The 12,777-nt window shown below is 69.5% G+C and carries 15 protein-coding genes; 5 read left to right on the forward strand and 10 right to left on the reverse strand.

What is annotated here, in order from left to right; translation table 11 throughout:
- Positions 1-67: 67 nt before the first annotated feature.
- Both ASF25_RS18845 and ASF25_RS18850 read left to right on the forward strand, forming a co-directional pair.
- Entirely contained in the window at positions 68-673 is a 606-nt protein-coding gene (locus tag ASF25_RS18845; RefSeq protein ID WP_056264992.1) for a DUF2059 domain-containing protein, read from the forward strand.
- Between the two features lie 41 nt (positions 674-714).
- Positions 715-1,932 (forward strand): O-antigen ligase family protein, encoded by a 1,218-nt coding sequence (locus ASF25_RS18850; protein WP_056306446.1) that lies wholly within the window; start codon positions 715-717, stop codon positions 1,930-1,932.
- A 3-nt stretch (positions 1,933-1,935) separates the two neighbouring features.
- Here the strand turns inward: ASF25_RS18850 and ASF25_RS18855 are convergent, their stop codons facing one another.
- Both ASF25_RS18855 and ASF25_RS18860 read right to left on the reverse strand, forming a co-directional pair.
- Entirely contained in the window at positions 1,936-3,309 is a 1,374-nt protein-coding gene (locus ASF25_RS18855; protein WP_056165909.1) for a PleD family two-component system response regulator, read from the reverse strand.
- Between the two features lie 56 nt (positions 3,310-3,365).
- Positions 3,366-3,746 (reverse strand): response regulator, encoded by a 381-nt coding sequence (locus ASF25_RS18860; protein ID WP_056165906.1) that lies wholly within the window; start codon positions 3,744-3,746, stop codon positions 3,366-3,368.
- Between the two features lie 75 nt (positions 3,747-3,821).
- Between ASF25_RS18860 and ASF25_RS18865 the strand changes: the two genes are divergently transcribed.
- The gene (locus ASF25_RS18865) at positions 3,822-4,154 is read left to right on the forward strand and encodes a DUF3572 domain-containing protein (RefSeq protein WP_056165903.1); all 333 of its coding nucleotides are present in this window, start codon (positions 3,822-3,824) and stop codon (positions 4,152-4,154) included.
- A gap of 247 nt (positions 4,155-4,401) precedes the next feature.
- On the opposite strand, the gene ASF25_RS18870 is transcribed toward ASF25_RS18865, so the two are convergent.
- Positions 4,402-5,277 (reverse strand): cell envelope integrity EipB family protein, encoded by an 876-nt coding sequence (locus ASF25_RS18870; protein WP_056165900.1) that lies wholly within the window; start codon positions 5,275-5,277, stop codon positions 4,402-4,404.
- 400 nt (positions 5,278-5,677) lie between these two features.
- Between ASF25_RS18870 and ASF25_RS18875 the strand changes: the two genes are divergently transcribed.
- Positions 5,678-6,319 carry a GcrA family cell cycle regulator gene (locus ASF25_RS18875; protein ID WP_056306447.1) on the forward strand — a complete coding sequence of 214 codons (642 nt, stop codon included), beginning with the start codon at positions 5,678-5,680 and terminating at the stop codon, positions 6,317-6,319.
- Between the two features lie 66 nt (positions 6,320-6,385).
- Here ASF25_RS18875 and phoB read toward each other — a convergent pair whose 3' ends face one another.
- From phoB to pstS, 6 genes are all read right to left on the reverse strand, one after another.
- A complete protein-coding gene (gene phoB / locus ASF25_RS18880) occupies positions 6,386-7,087 on the reverse strand; it encodes a phosphate regulon transcriptional regulator PhoB (protein ID WP_056165894.1) in 702 nt (233 codons plus the stop codon).
- A gap of 100 nt (positions 7,088-7,187) precedes the next feature.
- The gene (gene phoU, locus ASF25_RS18885) at positions 7,188-7,928 is read right to left on the reverse strand and encodes a phosphate signaling complex protein PhoU (protein ID WP_056165889.1); all 741 of its coding nucleotides are present in this window, start codon (positions 7,926-7,928) and stop codon (positions 7,188-7,190) included.
- A gap of 94 nt (positions 7,929-8,022) precedes the next feature.
- The gene (gene pstB, locus ASF25_RS18890; RefSeq protein ID WP_056165883.1) at positions 8,023-8,841 is read right to left on the reverse strand and encodes a phosphate ABC transporter ATP-binding protein PstB; all 819 of its coding nucleotides are present in this window, start codon (positions 8,839-8,841) and stop codon (positions 8,023-8,025) included.
- A gap of 50 nt (positions 8,842-8,891) precedes the next feature.
- On the reverse strand, positions 8,892-9,782 hold the full coding sequence (gene pstA, locus ASF25_RS18895) for a phosphate ABC transporter permease PstA (protein WP_056165880.1): 891 nt from the start codon (positions 9,780-9,782) through the stop codon (positions 8,892-8,894).
- Positions 9,783-9,802: 20 nt separating this feature from the next.
- The gene (gene pstC, locus ASF25_RS18900; RefSeq protein ID WP_056165877.1) at positions 9,803-10,777 is read right to left on the reverse strand and encodes a phosphate ABC transporter permease subunit PstC; all 975 of its coding nucleotides are present in this window, start codon (positions 10,775-10,777) and stop codon (positions 9,803-9,805) included.
- A gap of 148 nt (positions 10,778-10,925) precedes the next feature.
- The gene (gene pstS / locus ASF25_RS18905; RefSeq protein WP_056306448.1) at positions 10,926-11,966 is read right to left on the reverse strand and encodes a phosphate ABC transporter substrate-binding protein PstS; all 1,041 of its coding nucleotides are present in this window, start codon (positions 11,964-11,966) and stop codon (positions 10,926-10,928) included.
- 266 nt (positions 11,967-12,232) lie between these two features.
- On the opposite strand from pstS, the gene ASF25_RS18910 reads away from it, so the two are divergent.
- Positions 12,233-12,502, forward strand: coding sequence for a hypothetical protein (locus ASF25_RS18910; RefSeq protein ID WP_244473095.1), 270 nt, complete (start codon positions 12,233-12,235; stop codon positions 12,500-12,502).
- A 21-nt stretch (positions 12,503-12,523) separates the two neighbouring features.
- On the opposite strand, the gene ASF25_RS18915 is transcribed toward ASF25_RS18910, so the two are convergent.
- Positions 12,524-12,706 carry a hypothetical protein gene (locus ASF25_RS18915; RefSeq protein ID WP_244473096.1) on the reverse strand — a complete coding sequence of 61 codons (183 nt, stop codon included), beginning with the start codon at positions 12,704-12,706 and terminating at the stop codon, positions 12,524-12,526.
- Positions 12,707-12,777: the final 71 nt, after the last annotated feature.

The following is a 12,777-nucleotide window of genomic DNA, read 5'->3' on the forward strand; positions in this document are numbered from 1 at the left end:
CATCCCCGATCCCTCGCCCGATCCCTCGCCCGACCCGCATCGTCGAAGACTTCCCGGAGCCTCCTCCATGTTTCGCCCCCTGGCCTCCAGCTCCCACGCCCTGCGCGCCGCACTGGCGGGCGCCGCGCTCCTGATCGCCCCGGCGGTCCACGCCCAGGCGCCGCAGAAGCCGGCCGCCCCGCAGAAGGCCACGCCGGCCAAGCCCGCGCCCCCGGCGCCCGCGACACCGGCGGCGAACAACCAGGCCCCGGCTTTCGCCCCGTCGCACATGGCGCTGGCCCGCGAGGTGATGCTGAGTTCGGGCATCGCCCGTTCGTTCGATTCCATCATCCCGGCCTTCAGCGAGCAGATCCGGCAGAACGCCGTGACGCGGCCCGAACTCGGCAAGGACCTCGACGAGGTGCTGGTCGGTCTCCAGCCCGAGATGGAGTTGCAGAAGCAGGCGATGATCGACACGGCGGCGCGCATCTACGCCACCCGCCTCACCGAGGCCGAACTCTCCGACATCGCCACCTTCTTCCGGTCGCCCGCCGGCAAGCGCTACGTCGAGACCCAGCCCCAGGTTCTCGACGGCATCGTCCAGGCCATGCAGGGCTGGACCCAGGAGGTCTCCGAATACGTCATGGTGCGCGTGCGGGCCGAGATGGTGAAGCGCGGCCACCAGCTTCAGTAAGGCGCCTCGGCGCCGCGGTGCGATCAGGCTTCTTCCCGCGCATGTCCCCGCGCATGTCCCTCGGCGAGCGCCTGCGCGGCACCGGAGCCCTCGCCCTGGCCGCCCTCCCCCTGGCGATGGTGGCGGCCAACCGCTCGAGCCCGGCGGTGATCGGGCTTGCCGCCCTCCTCTTCCTCGCCGCCACCCTGATCGAGGATCGGCGCGCCGCCTGGACTACCCTCGCGGCCCCCTTGCGCACGGGAGCGGGGCTCACAGCCCTCGCCTTCCTCGGCTGGTGCCTCGTCTCCATCGCCTGGAGCCCGTTTCCCACCCTGTCCTGGCGCACGACCGGCGAGTTCGGGCCCACCCTCCTGGCCGCCTACCTGCTGGCACGCCTCGCACCGGGCCGGATGCCGCCCGGGACGGCCATGGCCGCCGCCTGGATGCTGGGCCTCGCCGGGCTGGTTCTCGTGGCGGACCTCGCGACCGACCTCGCTCTGCGCAAGGCGCTGGGCACGCGGGTGGCCTACTTCATCTACAACCGCCCGGCCCTGACGATCCTGCTGGTCGCCGGCCCCTTCGTCGCCCTGCTCCTGCGCAGTGGGCACCGGCTGACGGCCGGTCTCATCGGGGTCGTGTCCGCCGTCGCGATCCTGCGCTCCGTGAGCGGCGCCGCCGCCCTCGGGCTCCTCGCCGGCACCGGCATGGCCCTGGCGGCGTGGGGCCTGCCCCGGCGTGCCGGCCTCGGCCTCGCCGGGGTCGCTTTGGCGCTGGCGGTGGCGCTCAGCCCCGTGGAGGGCGATCTCCTCCATCGCCTGATGCCGGAGGCGGCCCATGAGCGCCTCGTCCAGAGCAGTTCGCGGGCGCGCGTCGCCATCGCGCGGAGCTTCGGCGCGGCGGTGGCAGCCGATCCGTGGCGCGGGGCCGGCTACGGCACGGCCGGGCGCTTCGCCTGGACGCCCGCGGCCGACGGCATCGCGCCGGAATGGCACCGGATGCTGGCGGTGGGCCATCCGCACAACAGTTTCCTGCAAGTCTGGGCCGAACTCGGGGTCATCGGAGCCGGACTGATGGCGGCCCTCCTGTTCCTGACGCTCCGCGCCATCGCGGCGATGCCCCGCTTCCAGGCGGTGACGGCGCTCGGCCTCCTCGGCGCGGCGGCGGCGGTCGCCTTCGTCGAGCACGGCGCGTGGCAGGCCTGGTGGGTGGCCGGTCTCGGGGGCGCCGTGACCTGGTTGCGCGAGGGGTGGCTGCAGGAAGGCGGGGCCGAGACGGGCTGAGGCTCAGGCCGCCGCCGCCTCGACGCGGTTGCGGCCGGCATTCTTGGCCCGGTAGAGGGCGAGGTCCGCGCGCTTGAGCATGTCGGCCGGTCCCACGTCCTCGGGCCGGCGCCAGGACACGCCGATGGACACGGTGACGCCGATGGCCCGGGTGTCGCGCTGGATCGAGAACGGCACGGCCTCGATCCGCTCGCGGATGCGCTCGGCGATGGCGTGAGCCTCGGGTGCCTCGGCGTCGGGCAGGATGATCACCACCTCCTCGCCGCCGTAACGGGAGACGATGTCGATGCCCCGCGTGTGCGTGCGGATGCGATCGGCGAAGGCGCGCAGCACTTCGTCGCCGGCCTCGTGGCCCCAGGTGTCGTTGATGGTTTTGAACCGGTCGATGTCGAGCATAAGCGTCGCCACCGGGCGGCCGCGCAGCGCCGCCTCGGCGAACAGGGCACCGAGATGACTGTCGAGGTAGCGCCGGTTGTGCAGGCCCGTGAGCCCGTCCATGATCGCCAGCTCCATGGAGGCCTGGACGGCGCCCCGCAGGGTATCGGAGAAGCGGCGGCGGCGCACCTGCGTGCGGACGCGGGCCACGAGCTCGTTCCGGTCGACGGGGCGCATGAGGTAGTCGTGCACGCCGAAATCGAGGCCCCGCACCACGCGCGCCTTGTCGTGCGGCTCGGCGATCATCACCACCGGCATGGCCCGGGTCCGGTCGAGGGACCGTAGCTGGCTGCACAGGCGCAGGCCGTCGAAATCGGCGAGATCGAGGCTGACGAGGGCGAGGTCGAAACCGCCCTCGGTGGCCAGCACCAGGGCCTTGTGCGGATCGGCCTCGACGGTGACGCTGTGGTGCTGGCCGAGCGCCGTCGCGAGGCGGTCGGCGGAACTCGCGCGGTCCTCCACCAGCAGGATCGTGGCGTTCTGCCCGGTCTCGGCGGTGGCGAGCGCCAGGGGGTCGCCCATGCCGAAATCCCGGGAGGCCAGGGCGCGGCTGCGCAGCTCGTCCGTCACCGCCTTCAGCCGCACGAGGCTGCGCACGCGGGCGAACAGGGCGATGTCGTCGATGGGCTTGGTCAGGAAGTCGTCGGCGCCGGCATCGAGGCCGCGCAGGCGGTCGGAGGGCTGGTCGAGGGCGGTGACCATCACCACGGGCAGATGGGCGGTGTTGGGGTCGTTCTTGAGCCGGCGACACACCTCGAACCCGTCCATGCCGGGCATCATCACGTCGAGGAGGACGAGGTCGCACAGACCCTTGGCGCAGATCGCCAGGGCATCCGGGCCGTTCATGGCCGCCAGCACGTCGAAATACTCCAGGGAGAGCTTGGTCTCCAGGAGCTTCACGTTGGGGAAGAGATCATCGACGATCAGGATCCGGGCCGACATCTGTCCTCACGCGTTCGGATCGAAGGGGACACGCCCGATCAGACGGATATGCCGGGTCACGACGACTTGCCGTCACCGAGATATTGACGGACGGTGGCGAGGAACTTGGCGACCGAGATCGGCTTCGACAGGTAGGCCTCGCAGCCCCCCTCGCGGATGCGCTCCTCGTCGCCCTTCATGGCGAAGGCCGTGATGGCGATGACCGGGATCGACTTGAGGTCGTCGTCCTCCTTCAGCCACTTCGTGACTTCGAGGCCGGAGACCTCGGGAAGCTGGATGTCCATCAGGATGAGATCGGGCCGGTGGGCGCGGGCGAGTTCGATGGCCTCGATCCCGTTGGCGGTCTTGAGCGTTGCGTAGCCGTGCCCTTCCAACAGGTCGTTGAAGAGCTTCATGTTCAGCTCGTTGTCCTCGACGATGAGCACCGTCTTTGTCATGGCCCATTGTTCCCGGCGTTCGAGCGGCTCATTGTTCTTCGAGGCATGGCCCGCGCAATGAGATGTAACGGATACATGTTGACGAAACGCAAATCCGCCAATGACCGTGATTCGGCCGAGCGCCTCGCCCTGGCGATCCTCGCCTGGATGGCCACGGACGACGAGCGGCTCTACCCCTTCCTCAACGCCACCGGGGTGACCCCCGACACCCTGCGGGCGAGCGCGCAGGATGCCGGATTCCTGGCCGGGCTCCTCGACCACGTCATGGGCGACGAAGCCACCCTGATGGCCGCGGCGGAGGCCCTGGCGGTGCCGCCCGAGCGGATCGCGGCGGCCTGGGGCCGACTCTCGCCCATGGAGTTCGACGACGGATTTTCGGATCAGGGGACGCGGGGCGACGACGTCTGACGGCGCCCCGCGTCCGCCCATTCGAGGCAGGTCCGCCCGACCGATCGATCGGAGCGGTGGACGGGCCACTCCCGTCGCGGTGAGAGGGGCGCCTCCGCATCATCCGCCCTGCCGGCGGATCGACGCCGCTCCGGGAGCCGATGCCCTCGCGCTGCGCCCGACCGCGTTGGGTCGGGCCACATCGCGAGGCCTTCGCTTTGCCGCGCTCTTTTGCGCCGAACCGGCATCCACTTCGGCGGAGAGTGCTCTAGGACTTGCAGTCGGTGGCGGCCGGGAGCTTGTCGAGGCGGCTGAGATTGCCCGCCACGGCGAATTCCCCGTAATCGAGGCGCAGGTTGCCGCTGACGCCGTTCTCGTAGAGGTCGAAGGTCAGCACGTAGATCGGCGTGCGCTCGCCTTCGCCGGCGGTGAAGTAGCTCAGGGTCACCGGCCAGTGGGTCATGCCCGCCATCTCCCCCTCGCGCAGGGGCTTGTCGCGGTCGGCTTTCGGCTTCGCGGCGCCCTCGCCCGCGGCTTCCTCCTGAGGCGCCCCTTCCTTGACGGAAGCGGTCGTGGCCGGGCGCCCGATCACCGCCAGGGTGTCGTAGACCTTCCGGCCGTCGTCGGTGCCGTCGTAGACCTTCACCGAGAGGGTCGTCCGGCCCTCGCGCGCCGCCGCGATGAGGCGGCGCATGTGGACCGTCGGGAACAGCACCTCTCCGCTCGCCTGGAACCCGTCGCGCTTGGGCTCCTTCAGGCGAACCTTGAGGGCATCGGCCACCGTCTCGGCGGTGCCGTCCACGGATTGGCCGGGCGTGCCGTTGAGCAAAGTGCTGACCTTGAAGCGGTAGCTGCGCCCGTCGGCGCTCTCGAAGGTGGTGTTGCGCAGGTCCGAGGTGCGGCTGCCGGTCTCGCCGCTTTCCAGCACCGTCACCTGCCGGGTCTGCATCGTGTAGCCCTTGCAGGCGTCGCCCGAGAAATCGATGACGATGCGCCCGCGCGCGCTCTCCACCGCCCGGGTGCCGCCGCTCTGGGCGAGCGACAGGTCGTAGACCGCGCGGTGGCTGGCGAGGGGCACGGGCTCGGCGGCCGACGCCCCGCTGGCGGACAGGATGAGGCAGGCCGTGGCGCGGGACAGACGCATGAAGTCTCCTGCCGGGGGGTTGGCGGGGTCGGACCGGCGCACCGTTCGGCACGCATGGACTGCCCGTCAGATAGGCCGCCCGTCACCCACCGGCAATGCGAGTCCCTCGCGGCGGAGAGAGCCGGGCACGGCTTTGCGAACTCGTCCTTGCAAACCTGGGTTTGCAAACTTGGCTTTGCCAACTTGGCTTTGACGGTGAAAACCCCGTCGCCCGCCCGAACGCGGTCAAGGCCGCTCTTGCCTCGGACTCGGGCGCTCCTGTACGGTTCGACCGTCGCCGAAGAGAGCCCGAGGCGAACGTCACCTGTCCGGTCCCGGGACCTTACGCTGCGGAGCTCCGCCGCCGGTCCTTCGCGCCCGTGATACATGCGGTGATCGGTGCACGATGTCGGAGGGGGCGATGACCGAAACGGTTCCGAGCTGGTCGGACGAGCGCGTCGATCTCCTGCGCCGCCTGTGGCAGGACGGCCTGAGCGCGAGCCAGGTCGCCACGCAACTCGGTGGCGTGACCCGCAACGCCGTCATCGGCAAGGTCCATCGTCTCGGCCTGTCCGGCCGCGTGGCGAAGGGGCCCGACACCCTTCCCCGCAAGAAGCCGGTCCGCGAGGGCGCGGGCCAGGAGCCCGGACAACCGGAATCCGCGGACCACGAGACCGGGCATCGGGACACCGAAATCCAAGGGCTCGGGATCGATGCCCCCATGCTCGGGACCGTGGGCCGGGACAGCGAACCGTCCGGAACCGCGGCGGTCGAGGCCGGATCCGTCGTCGCGATGCAGCCCGCTCCCGCGGATACGCGCGCCGCGCCGGTGCCCGTGGCCCGGATCGAGGCCGTGGGCTTGGCGGCCTCGCGCAGGGTCACGATCATGGATCTGCGCGAATCCATGTGTCGCTGGCCCCTCGGGGACCCGACGTCGCCCGATTTCCACTATTGCGGCGACCGCGCCATCACCGGCCTGCCCTACTGCACCCACCACGCCCAGATCGCCTACCAGCCGGCGGCCGAGCGCAAGCGCGACCGCAGGGTCGGCGGATTTCGCTGAGGCGATCGCGATCGTCGTGCCGCCGGGACCCCGAGCGGGTCACGCTCCGCGCTTGCGGCCGGCGCGTCACTCGGTGCCGGCGAACATCTCGTCGAACGAGTAGCCCGAGCCCCGGACCGTGCGGATCGGGTCGCTCTGCCGGGGCCGGTTCAGGGCCTTGCGCAAACGCCCGACGTGCACGTCCACGGTACGCTCGTCGATGTAGACGTCGTGCCCCCAGACGCCGTCGAGCAGCTGCTCGCGCGAGAACACGCGCCCGGGACTGCGCATGAGGAATTCGAGGAGCTTGAACTCCGTCGGACCGAGATGGATCTCGCGGCCCTCGCGGCGGATGCGGTGGCTGAGACGGTCGAGCTCGATGTCGCCGGCCACCAGCAGGTTGGCCACGTGGGCCGGCTTGGCCCGGCGCAGGAGGGCGCGCACGCGGGCGAGCAGTTCCGGCACGGAGAACGGCTTGACGATATAGTCGTCGGCCCCGGTGCCGAGGCCACGGATGCGGTCGCCCTCCTCGCCCCGGGCCGTCAGCATGATCACCGGCAGGCGCTCGGTCTCCCGGCGCGCCCGGATCCGGCGGCACAGCTCGATCCCCGACAGGCCGGGCAGCATCCAGTCGAGCAGCACGAGGTCGGGCACCTGCTCCTGCATCCGCAGGTCGGCCTCGTCGCCGCGCGCGGCGGAATCGACCTCGAACCCTTCGGCCTCGAGATTATAGCGCAACAGGAGGGTCAGGGCCTCCTCGTCCTCGACGATGAGGATCCGCGTACTCATCACAACCGCCCGCTCATGCGGCCCGGAACCCCGCCCGACCCATGGCGGGGCGGGCAGGGCTCGAACCCTTGGTCTTTCGCGCCCTCGACGAGGGCTCCCCTCAGGCGCCCGTGGTCAGGCCGAGGGGCGGCATGTCCACCGTGGCGTAGTTCGAAGCGTCGTTCTTGGGACGATCGCTCTCCGCCAGGCTGTTGGCGCCGGTGACGAGGTAGTGAATCGTCTCGGCGATGTTGGTGGTGTGGTCGCCGATACGCTCGATGTTCTTGGCGACGAACAGCAGGTGCGTACAGAACGAGATGTTGCGCGGATCCTCCATCATGTAGGTCAGGAGTTCGCGAAACAGCGAGTTGTACAGGGCGTCGATGGCGTCGTCGCGCTCCCATACGTCGAGGGCCGCCTTGGTGTCGCGGCTGGCATAGGCGTCGAGGACGTCCTTGAGCTGCTCCTGCACCAGGTCGCTCATGTGCTGGACGCCGATGACGATCTTTTGCGGCTGGATCTGGTCCGCGATCGCCACCACGCGCTTGGCGACGTTCTTGGCGAGATCGCCGATGCGCTCGAGGTCGTTCGAGACCCGGATCGCCGACACGGTCTCGCGCAGGTCGATGGCCATGGGCTGGCGCCGGGCGATGAGTAGGATCGAGCGCTCCTCGATCTCGCGCTGCAGGGTGTCGAGACGGTGATCGGCGGCGATGACCGCCTGGGCCAGGGGCACGTCGCGGCGCACGAGGGCGTCGCTCGCCTCCGTCATCATCTTCTCGGCGATGCCGCCCATCTCGGAGATGGACCGCCGCAGGTCTTCGAGGTCGGTGTCGTAGGAACTGACGATGTGGTCGGGCATGTCGCACTCCTCGGTCAGGTCTCGTTCGGGGAACCCTGCCACAGGGCGGGGTGGGGCGGGCTGCGGCGGAGGAGCCGCCCCCTCTCCCAAGAAATCAGCCGAAGCGGCCGGTGATGTAGTCCTGGGTCTGGCGCTTCTCGGGGTTCATGAAGATCCGCGTGGTCGGACCGAACTCGACGAGTTCGCCGAGATACATGAACGCCGTGAACTGCGAGATGCGCGCCGCCTGCTGCATGTTGTGCGTGACGATGACGATGGTGAATTCGGACCGCAGCTGCTCGATGAGCTCTTCGATGCGGCCCGTCGAGATCGGGTCGAGGGCCGAGGTCGGCTCGTCGAACAGGATCACCTCGGGGCGCTGCGCCACCGTGCGGGCGATGCACAGGCGCTGCTGCTGGCCGCCCGAGAGGCCCATGCCGGACTGCTTGAGCTTGTCCTTCACCTCGTCCCACAGGGCAGCCTTGCGCAGGGACTCCTCCACGCGCACGTCGAGGTCGGCTTTCGGCAGCTTTTCGTAGAGGCGCAGGCCGAAGGCGACGTTGTCGTAGATCGACATCGGGAACGGCGTCGGCTTCTGGAACACCATGCCGATGCGCGAGCGCAGCTCGTTCAGGTCGACCCTGGCGTCGAGGACGTTCTGGCCGTCGAGCAGGATCTCCCCTTCGGCGCGCTGGTCGGGGTAGAGGCTGTAGATGCGGTTGAAGGTGCGCAGCAGGGTCGATTTCCCGCAGCCCGACGGACCGATGAGTGCGGTGACCTGCCGGTCGTGGAAGTTGAGGTTCACGGATTTCAGGCCGTGGAAGGTGCCGTAGTAGAAGTTCAGATCCTTCACGGCGATGCGGACGGGGGAACTCTCGTCCGCCTTGTGGCGGCCGGTGAGCTGCGCGGAGGTGATCCCGTTGGCGGCGTTCATCGGTTGCGGGTCCTTCAGGTCGAACGGGGGCGGGGCGAACGGGGCGCGGATCAGCGCGCGCGCTCGCTCTTGATGACGAAGCGGGCCACGATCGAGAGGGCGAGGATCGTGACGGTGATCAGGAGGGCGCCGGCCCAGGCGAGCTGCTGCCAGTTGCCGTAGGGCGAGAGGGCGAACTGGTAGATCATCACCGGCAGGTTCGGCACGCCGCCCATGAGGTTGGGTGAGAACCAGCTGTTGTTGTTGAGCGCCGTGAACAGGAGCGGCGCGGTCTCGCCGGCGATGCGGGCGAGCGCCAGGATGATGCCGGTGACGATGCCGGCGGAGGCCCCGCGCCACGTGATGGCGGTGATCACCTTGGAGGGCGGGGCCCCGAGCGCCGCGCCGGCCTCGCGCAGGGTCGAGGGCACGAGGCGCAGCATGTCCTCGGTGGTGCGGACGATGACCGGGGTGGCGATGATGGCGAGCGCCACGGCGCCGGCCCAGCCCGAGTAGCTCCCCATGGGCCGCACCATCAGGGTGTAGACGAACAGGCCGATGAGGATGGAGGGTGCCGAGAGCAGGATGTCGTTGAGGAAGCGGATGAGGTCGGCGAGCTTCGAGTTGCGGCCGTACTCCGCGAGGAAGGTGCCGGCCATGACGCCCACCGGCGTCGCGACCAGGATGCCCAGGAAGGTCATCACCAAGCTGCCGAGGATCGCGTTGGCGATGCCGCCGCCCTCGGAGCCGGGCCCGGGCGTCGGCTCGGTGAAGAGGAGCGGCGAGAACCCCTTCACGCCCTCGATGATCAGCATGGCCAGGATCGAGCCGAGCACGAGGATGCCGATGAGGGTCGCGACCGTGCTGGCGCCGATGAGCAGCTTGTCGGCGACCCGGCGTCCCGAGCGGACCCGGCTCGCCTGGAGGGGCGGCGCGGCGGTGACGGTGTTGAGCGCGTCCATGGTGGTGTCTCCGGCCGGACTCAAGCGACCTTCACGCGCCGGACGAGCAGGCGGGCGACGATCAGGACGAGGAAGGTGATGACGAACAGGATGCAGCCGAGCGCCATCAGGGAGTTCAGCTGCAGGCCGTCGGCCTCGTTGAACTCGTTGGCGATGCGGGACGCGATGGTGGAGCCCGGATCGAACACCGAGGCCGAGAGGCGGTTGGCGTTGCCGATGACGAAGGTCACCGCCATGGTCTCGCCGAGGGCGCGGCCGAGGCCGAGCATGATCGCGCCGATGATCGAGACCGAGGCCTGGGGCACGAGGACGTGGCGCACCACCTCCCAGGTGGTGCAGCCGATGCCGTAGGCGCTCTCGCGCAGCACCGTCGGGATCTGGTCGAGCATGTCGCGGGTGATCGAGGCCACGAACGGCACGATCATGATGGCGAGGATGATGCCGGCGGTGAGGATGCCGACGCCCGAGGGCACGCGGGCGTAGAACAGGGTGCCGACGATGGGCATCCCCTCCACGAGGTTCGACACCGGCATCTGCACGAAGCGGGCGAACAGGGGCGCGAAGATGAACAGGCCCCACATCCCGTAGATGATGCTCGGCACCGAGGCGAGGAGCTCGATGGTCATCGCCACGGGCTTGCGCGCCCAGCCGGGGCAGAGCTGCGTCAGGTAGATGGCGATGCCGAGGGACAGCGGCACGCCGATGAGGAGAGCGAGGATCGCCGAGGCCAGGGTGCCCACGATGGCGACGAAGGCACCGTATTGCTCTTGTCCGATGTTCCAGGCGCTCGAGGTGATGAAGCCGGGGCCGAACTCGGCGAAGGCCGGCCAGCCGCCATACGCGATGGAGGCGAGGATGCCGAAGAGAACGAGGAGGACGAGGATCGCCGAGGCGTAGGAGGCGGTCCGAAACAGGGTGTCGCCGAGGCCGCCGGGCTTGCGCCGGGCCGGAGCGGCGGTCCGCGTCAGGGAGATCTGTTCAGTCAAGGCGCCCATCCGAAATCGTCTCTTCTCTCTGCGGCGTCTACAGCGCGGCGTGCCCCGAGGCGAGCCCACCGTCGCCGGGCCCACTTTCGCCCATGGGACGGGCCCGGCGCATGCACCGGGCCCGTCGATGGATCACCTGTCCTCCGTGGAGGAGGGCTCAGTTGTTGTAGACGGGCTTGCCATCCTTGGTCTTGATGGTCTTCCAGGCCTCGTGGATCAGGCCGACGACGTTGTCGGGCAGCGGCACGTAGTCGAGGTCGACGGCGAGCTTGTCGCCGTTCTTGTAGGCCCAGTCGAAGAACTTGAGCACGTCGGCGGTCTTGGCCGCGTCGGCCGGCTCGCGGTAGACGAGGATGAAGGTCGCGGCGGTGATCGGCCAGGCGTCCTCGCCGGCCTGGTCGGTCAGCGAGATGCCGAAACCGGGGGCGGACTTCCAGTCGGCGCTGGCGGCTGCGGCCTGGAACGCCTTGTCGTCGGGCTGCGGGAACTTGCCGGCCTTGTTCTGGAGCAGGGTGTGGCTGAGCTTGTTCTGCTTGGCGTAGGCGGACTCGACGTAGCCGATGGCGTTGGGGACCTGCTTGACGGTGGCGGTGACGCCCTCGTTGCCCTTGCCGCCCTGGCCCACGGGCCAGCTCACCGTGGTGGCGGCACCGAACTCCTTCTTCCAGGGCTCGGAGACCTGGGAGAGGTAGGTGGTGAAGATGTTGGTCGTGCCGGACGCATCCGAGCGGTAGACCGGGGTGATGTTGGCGTCGGGGAGCTTCACGCCTTCGTTGAGCTTGGCGATGCGGGCATCCGACCACTTGGCGATCTTGCCGGCATAGATGTCGGCGACGATCTCGCCGGTGAGCTTGAGCTTGCCCGGCTCGACGCCCGGGATGTTCACCACGGGGACGACGCCGCCCATCACGGTGGGGAACTGGACGAGGCCGTCCTTCTCGAGGGCCGGTCCCTTCAGGGGCGCGTCGGTGGCGCCGAAATCGACGGTCTTGGCCTGGATCTGCTTGATGCCGCCGCCCGAGCCGATGGACTGGTAGTTCAGGCCCATGCCGCTTTCCTTACGGTAGGCCTCGGCCCACTTGGAATAGACCGGGAACGGGAAGGTTGCGCCAGCACCCGTGATGTCGGCAGCCAGGGCGGAGGTGGCGAGCTGGGCGGTCGCGAGCCCGAGGGCAAGCGCGTAGGCGAAGGGTTTCACGAGGCTCTCCGTGTCTGTCGAGCGGGAGGGGGGACCGAAGGGCCCGCGCGATCCGCGCGCCCTAGATCCGCCACGACCCGTTAGCCGCCCGATGGTGCGGCTCTATGACCACGACGTGACATACGGATGACAGCGCCCGCCCATTCCCCGCGGCGGCGCGGCTGAATGGCACGGTCCTTGGACTTCGTGCGTTGGCAACACCTGCGCTCAGCACCGTGTCTTGGCGCCGTGTGGTGGCACGATGCGGCTCGGGGGAAACGATGGCGATGAACGAAGCGGACCGCGAAGAGGCGCCGTCGGGCGGCGATCCGGTGGGCGATCCGGGCGAGGGCGAGTTCCTCGACCTCCACGTGCAGCGCGAGGCCCTGGAGCGCAGGCTCGTCCTCGTTCAGCAGCAGCAGCAATTCGGTACGAATGCGGAGGCGATCGCGCAGGCCGGCACCGAGGAGCGCGAAGCCCTGCTCGACCTCGATCGGGTGCTCACCCTGATCCGGGCGGCGGAATATCGGCGACAGCCGGGCGCGCGGCGCTGGTAGGCCCGCGCAGTCCGGGGACGTTCAGTCCATCCGGCGGCGGTCGCGCTCCTTGTGGCGCAGGCGCAGGAGGAGGTCGATCTGGCTGTCGGGGATCGGCAGCGTGTCGCAGGTCTCCTCGTAGAGGGAGCGCAGGGCGTTGCCGAGGCGGTAGCGCGTCTCGTCGGTCAGCGTGGGATGCGCGTCCCCGTCGTGTTCGTGGTCCATGCCCATTCCGGTGATTCTCTGGTCCACGTCGCAGTCCCTCGTCTCGAGCGATGTTCAACGCCGACGCCGAA

This window comes from Methylobacterium sp. Leaf100, from assembly GCF_001422845.1.
GTDB lineage: Bacteria > Pseudomonadota > Alphaproteobacteria > Rhizobiales > Beijerinckiaceae > Methylobacterium.

What these genes read in the sequence shown, in the direction of transcription:
- pstB (WP_056165883.1), bottom strand. Translation starts at nt 8,841, where the DNA reads ATGAACGCCGCCAACGGGATCACCTCCGCGCAGCTCACCGGCCGCCAC.
- ASF25_RS18845 (WP_056264992.1), top strand. Translation starts at nt 68, where the DNA reads ATGTTTCGCCCCCTGGCCTCCAGCTCCCACGCCCTGCGCGCCGCACTG.
- ASF25_RS18915 (WP_244473096.1), bottom strand. Translation starts at nt 12,706, where the DNA reads ATGGACCACGAACACGACGGGGACGCGCATCCCACGCTGACCGACGAG.
- ASF25_RS18875 (WP_056306447.1), top strand. Translation starts at nt 5,678, where the DNA reads ATGACCGAAACGGTTCCGAGCTGGTCGGACGAGCGCGTCGATCTCCTG.
- ASF25_RS18865 (WP_056165903.1), top strand. Translation starts at nt 3,822, where the DNA reads ATGTTGACGAAACGCAAATCCGCCAATGACCGTGATTCGGCCGAGCGC.
- phoB (WP_056165894.1), bottom strand. Translation starts at nt 7,087, where the DNA reads ATGAGTACGCGGATCCTCATCGTCGAGGACGAGGAGGCCCTGACCCTC.
- ASF25_RS18910 (WP_244473095.1), top strand. Translation starts at nt 12,233, where the DNA reads ATGAACGAAGCGGACCGCGAAGAGGCGCCGTCGGGCGGCGATCCGGTG.
- phoU (WP_056165889.1), bottom strand. Translation starts at nt 7,928, where the DNA reads ATGCCCGACCACATCGTCAGTTCCTACGACACCGACCTCGAAGACCTG.
- pstA (WP_056165880.1), bottom strand. Translation starts at nt 9,782, where the DNA reads ATGGACGCGCTCAACACCGTCACCGCCGCGCCGCCCCTCCAGGCGAGC.
- ASF25_RS18855 (WP_056165909.1), bottom strand. Translation starts at nt 3,309, where the DNA reads ATGTCGGCCCGGATCCTGATCGTCGATGATCTCTTCCCCAACGTGAAG.
- ASF25_RS18870 (WP_056165900.1), bottom strand. Translation starts at nt 5,277, where the DNA reads ATGCGTCTGTCCCGCGCCACGGCCTGCCTCATCCTGTCCGCCAGCGGG.
- pstC (WP_056165877.1), bottom strand. Translation starts at nt 10,777, where the DNA reads ATGGGCGCCTTGACTGAACAGATCTCCCTGACGCGGACCGCCGCTCCG.
- ASF25_RS18850 (WP_056306446.1), top strand. Translation starts at nt 715, where the DNA reads ATGTCCCCGCGCATGTCCCTCGGCGAGCGCCTGCGCGGCACCGGAGCC.
- ASF25_RS18860 (WP_056165906.1), bottom strand. Translation starts at nt 3,746, where the DNA reads ATGACAAAGACGGTGCTCATCGTCGAGGACAACGAGCTGAACATGAAG.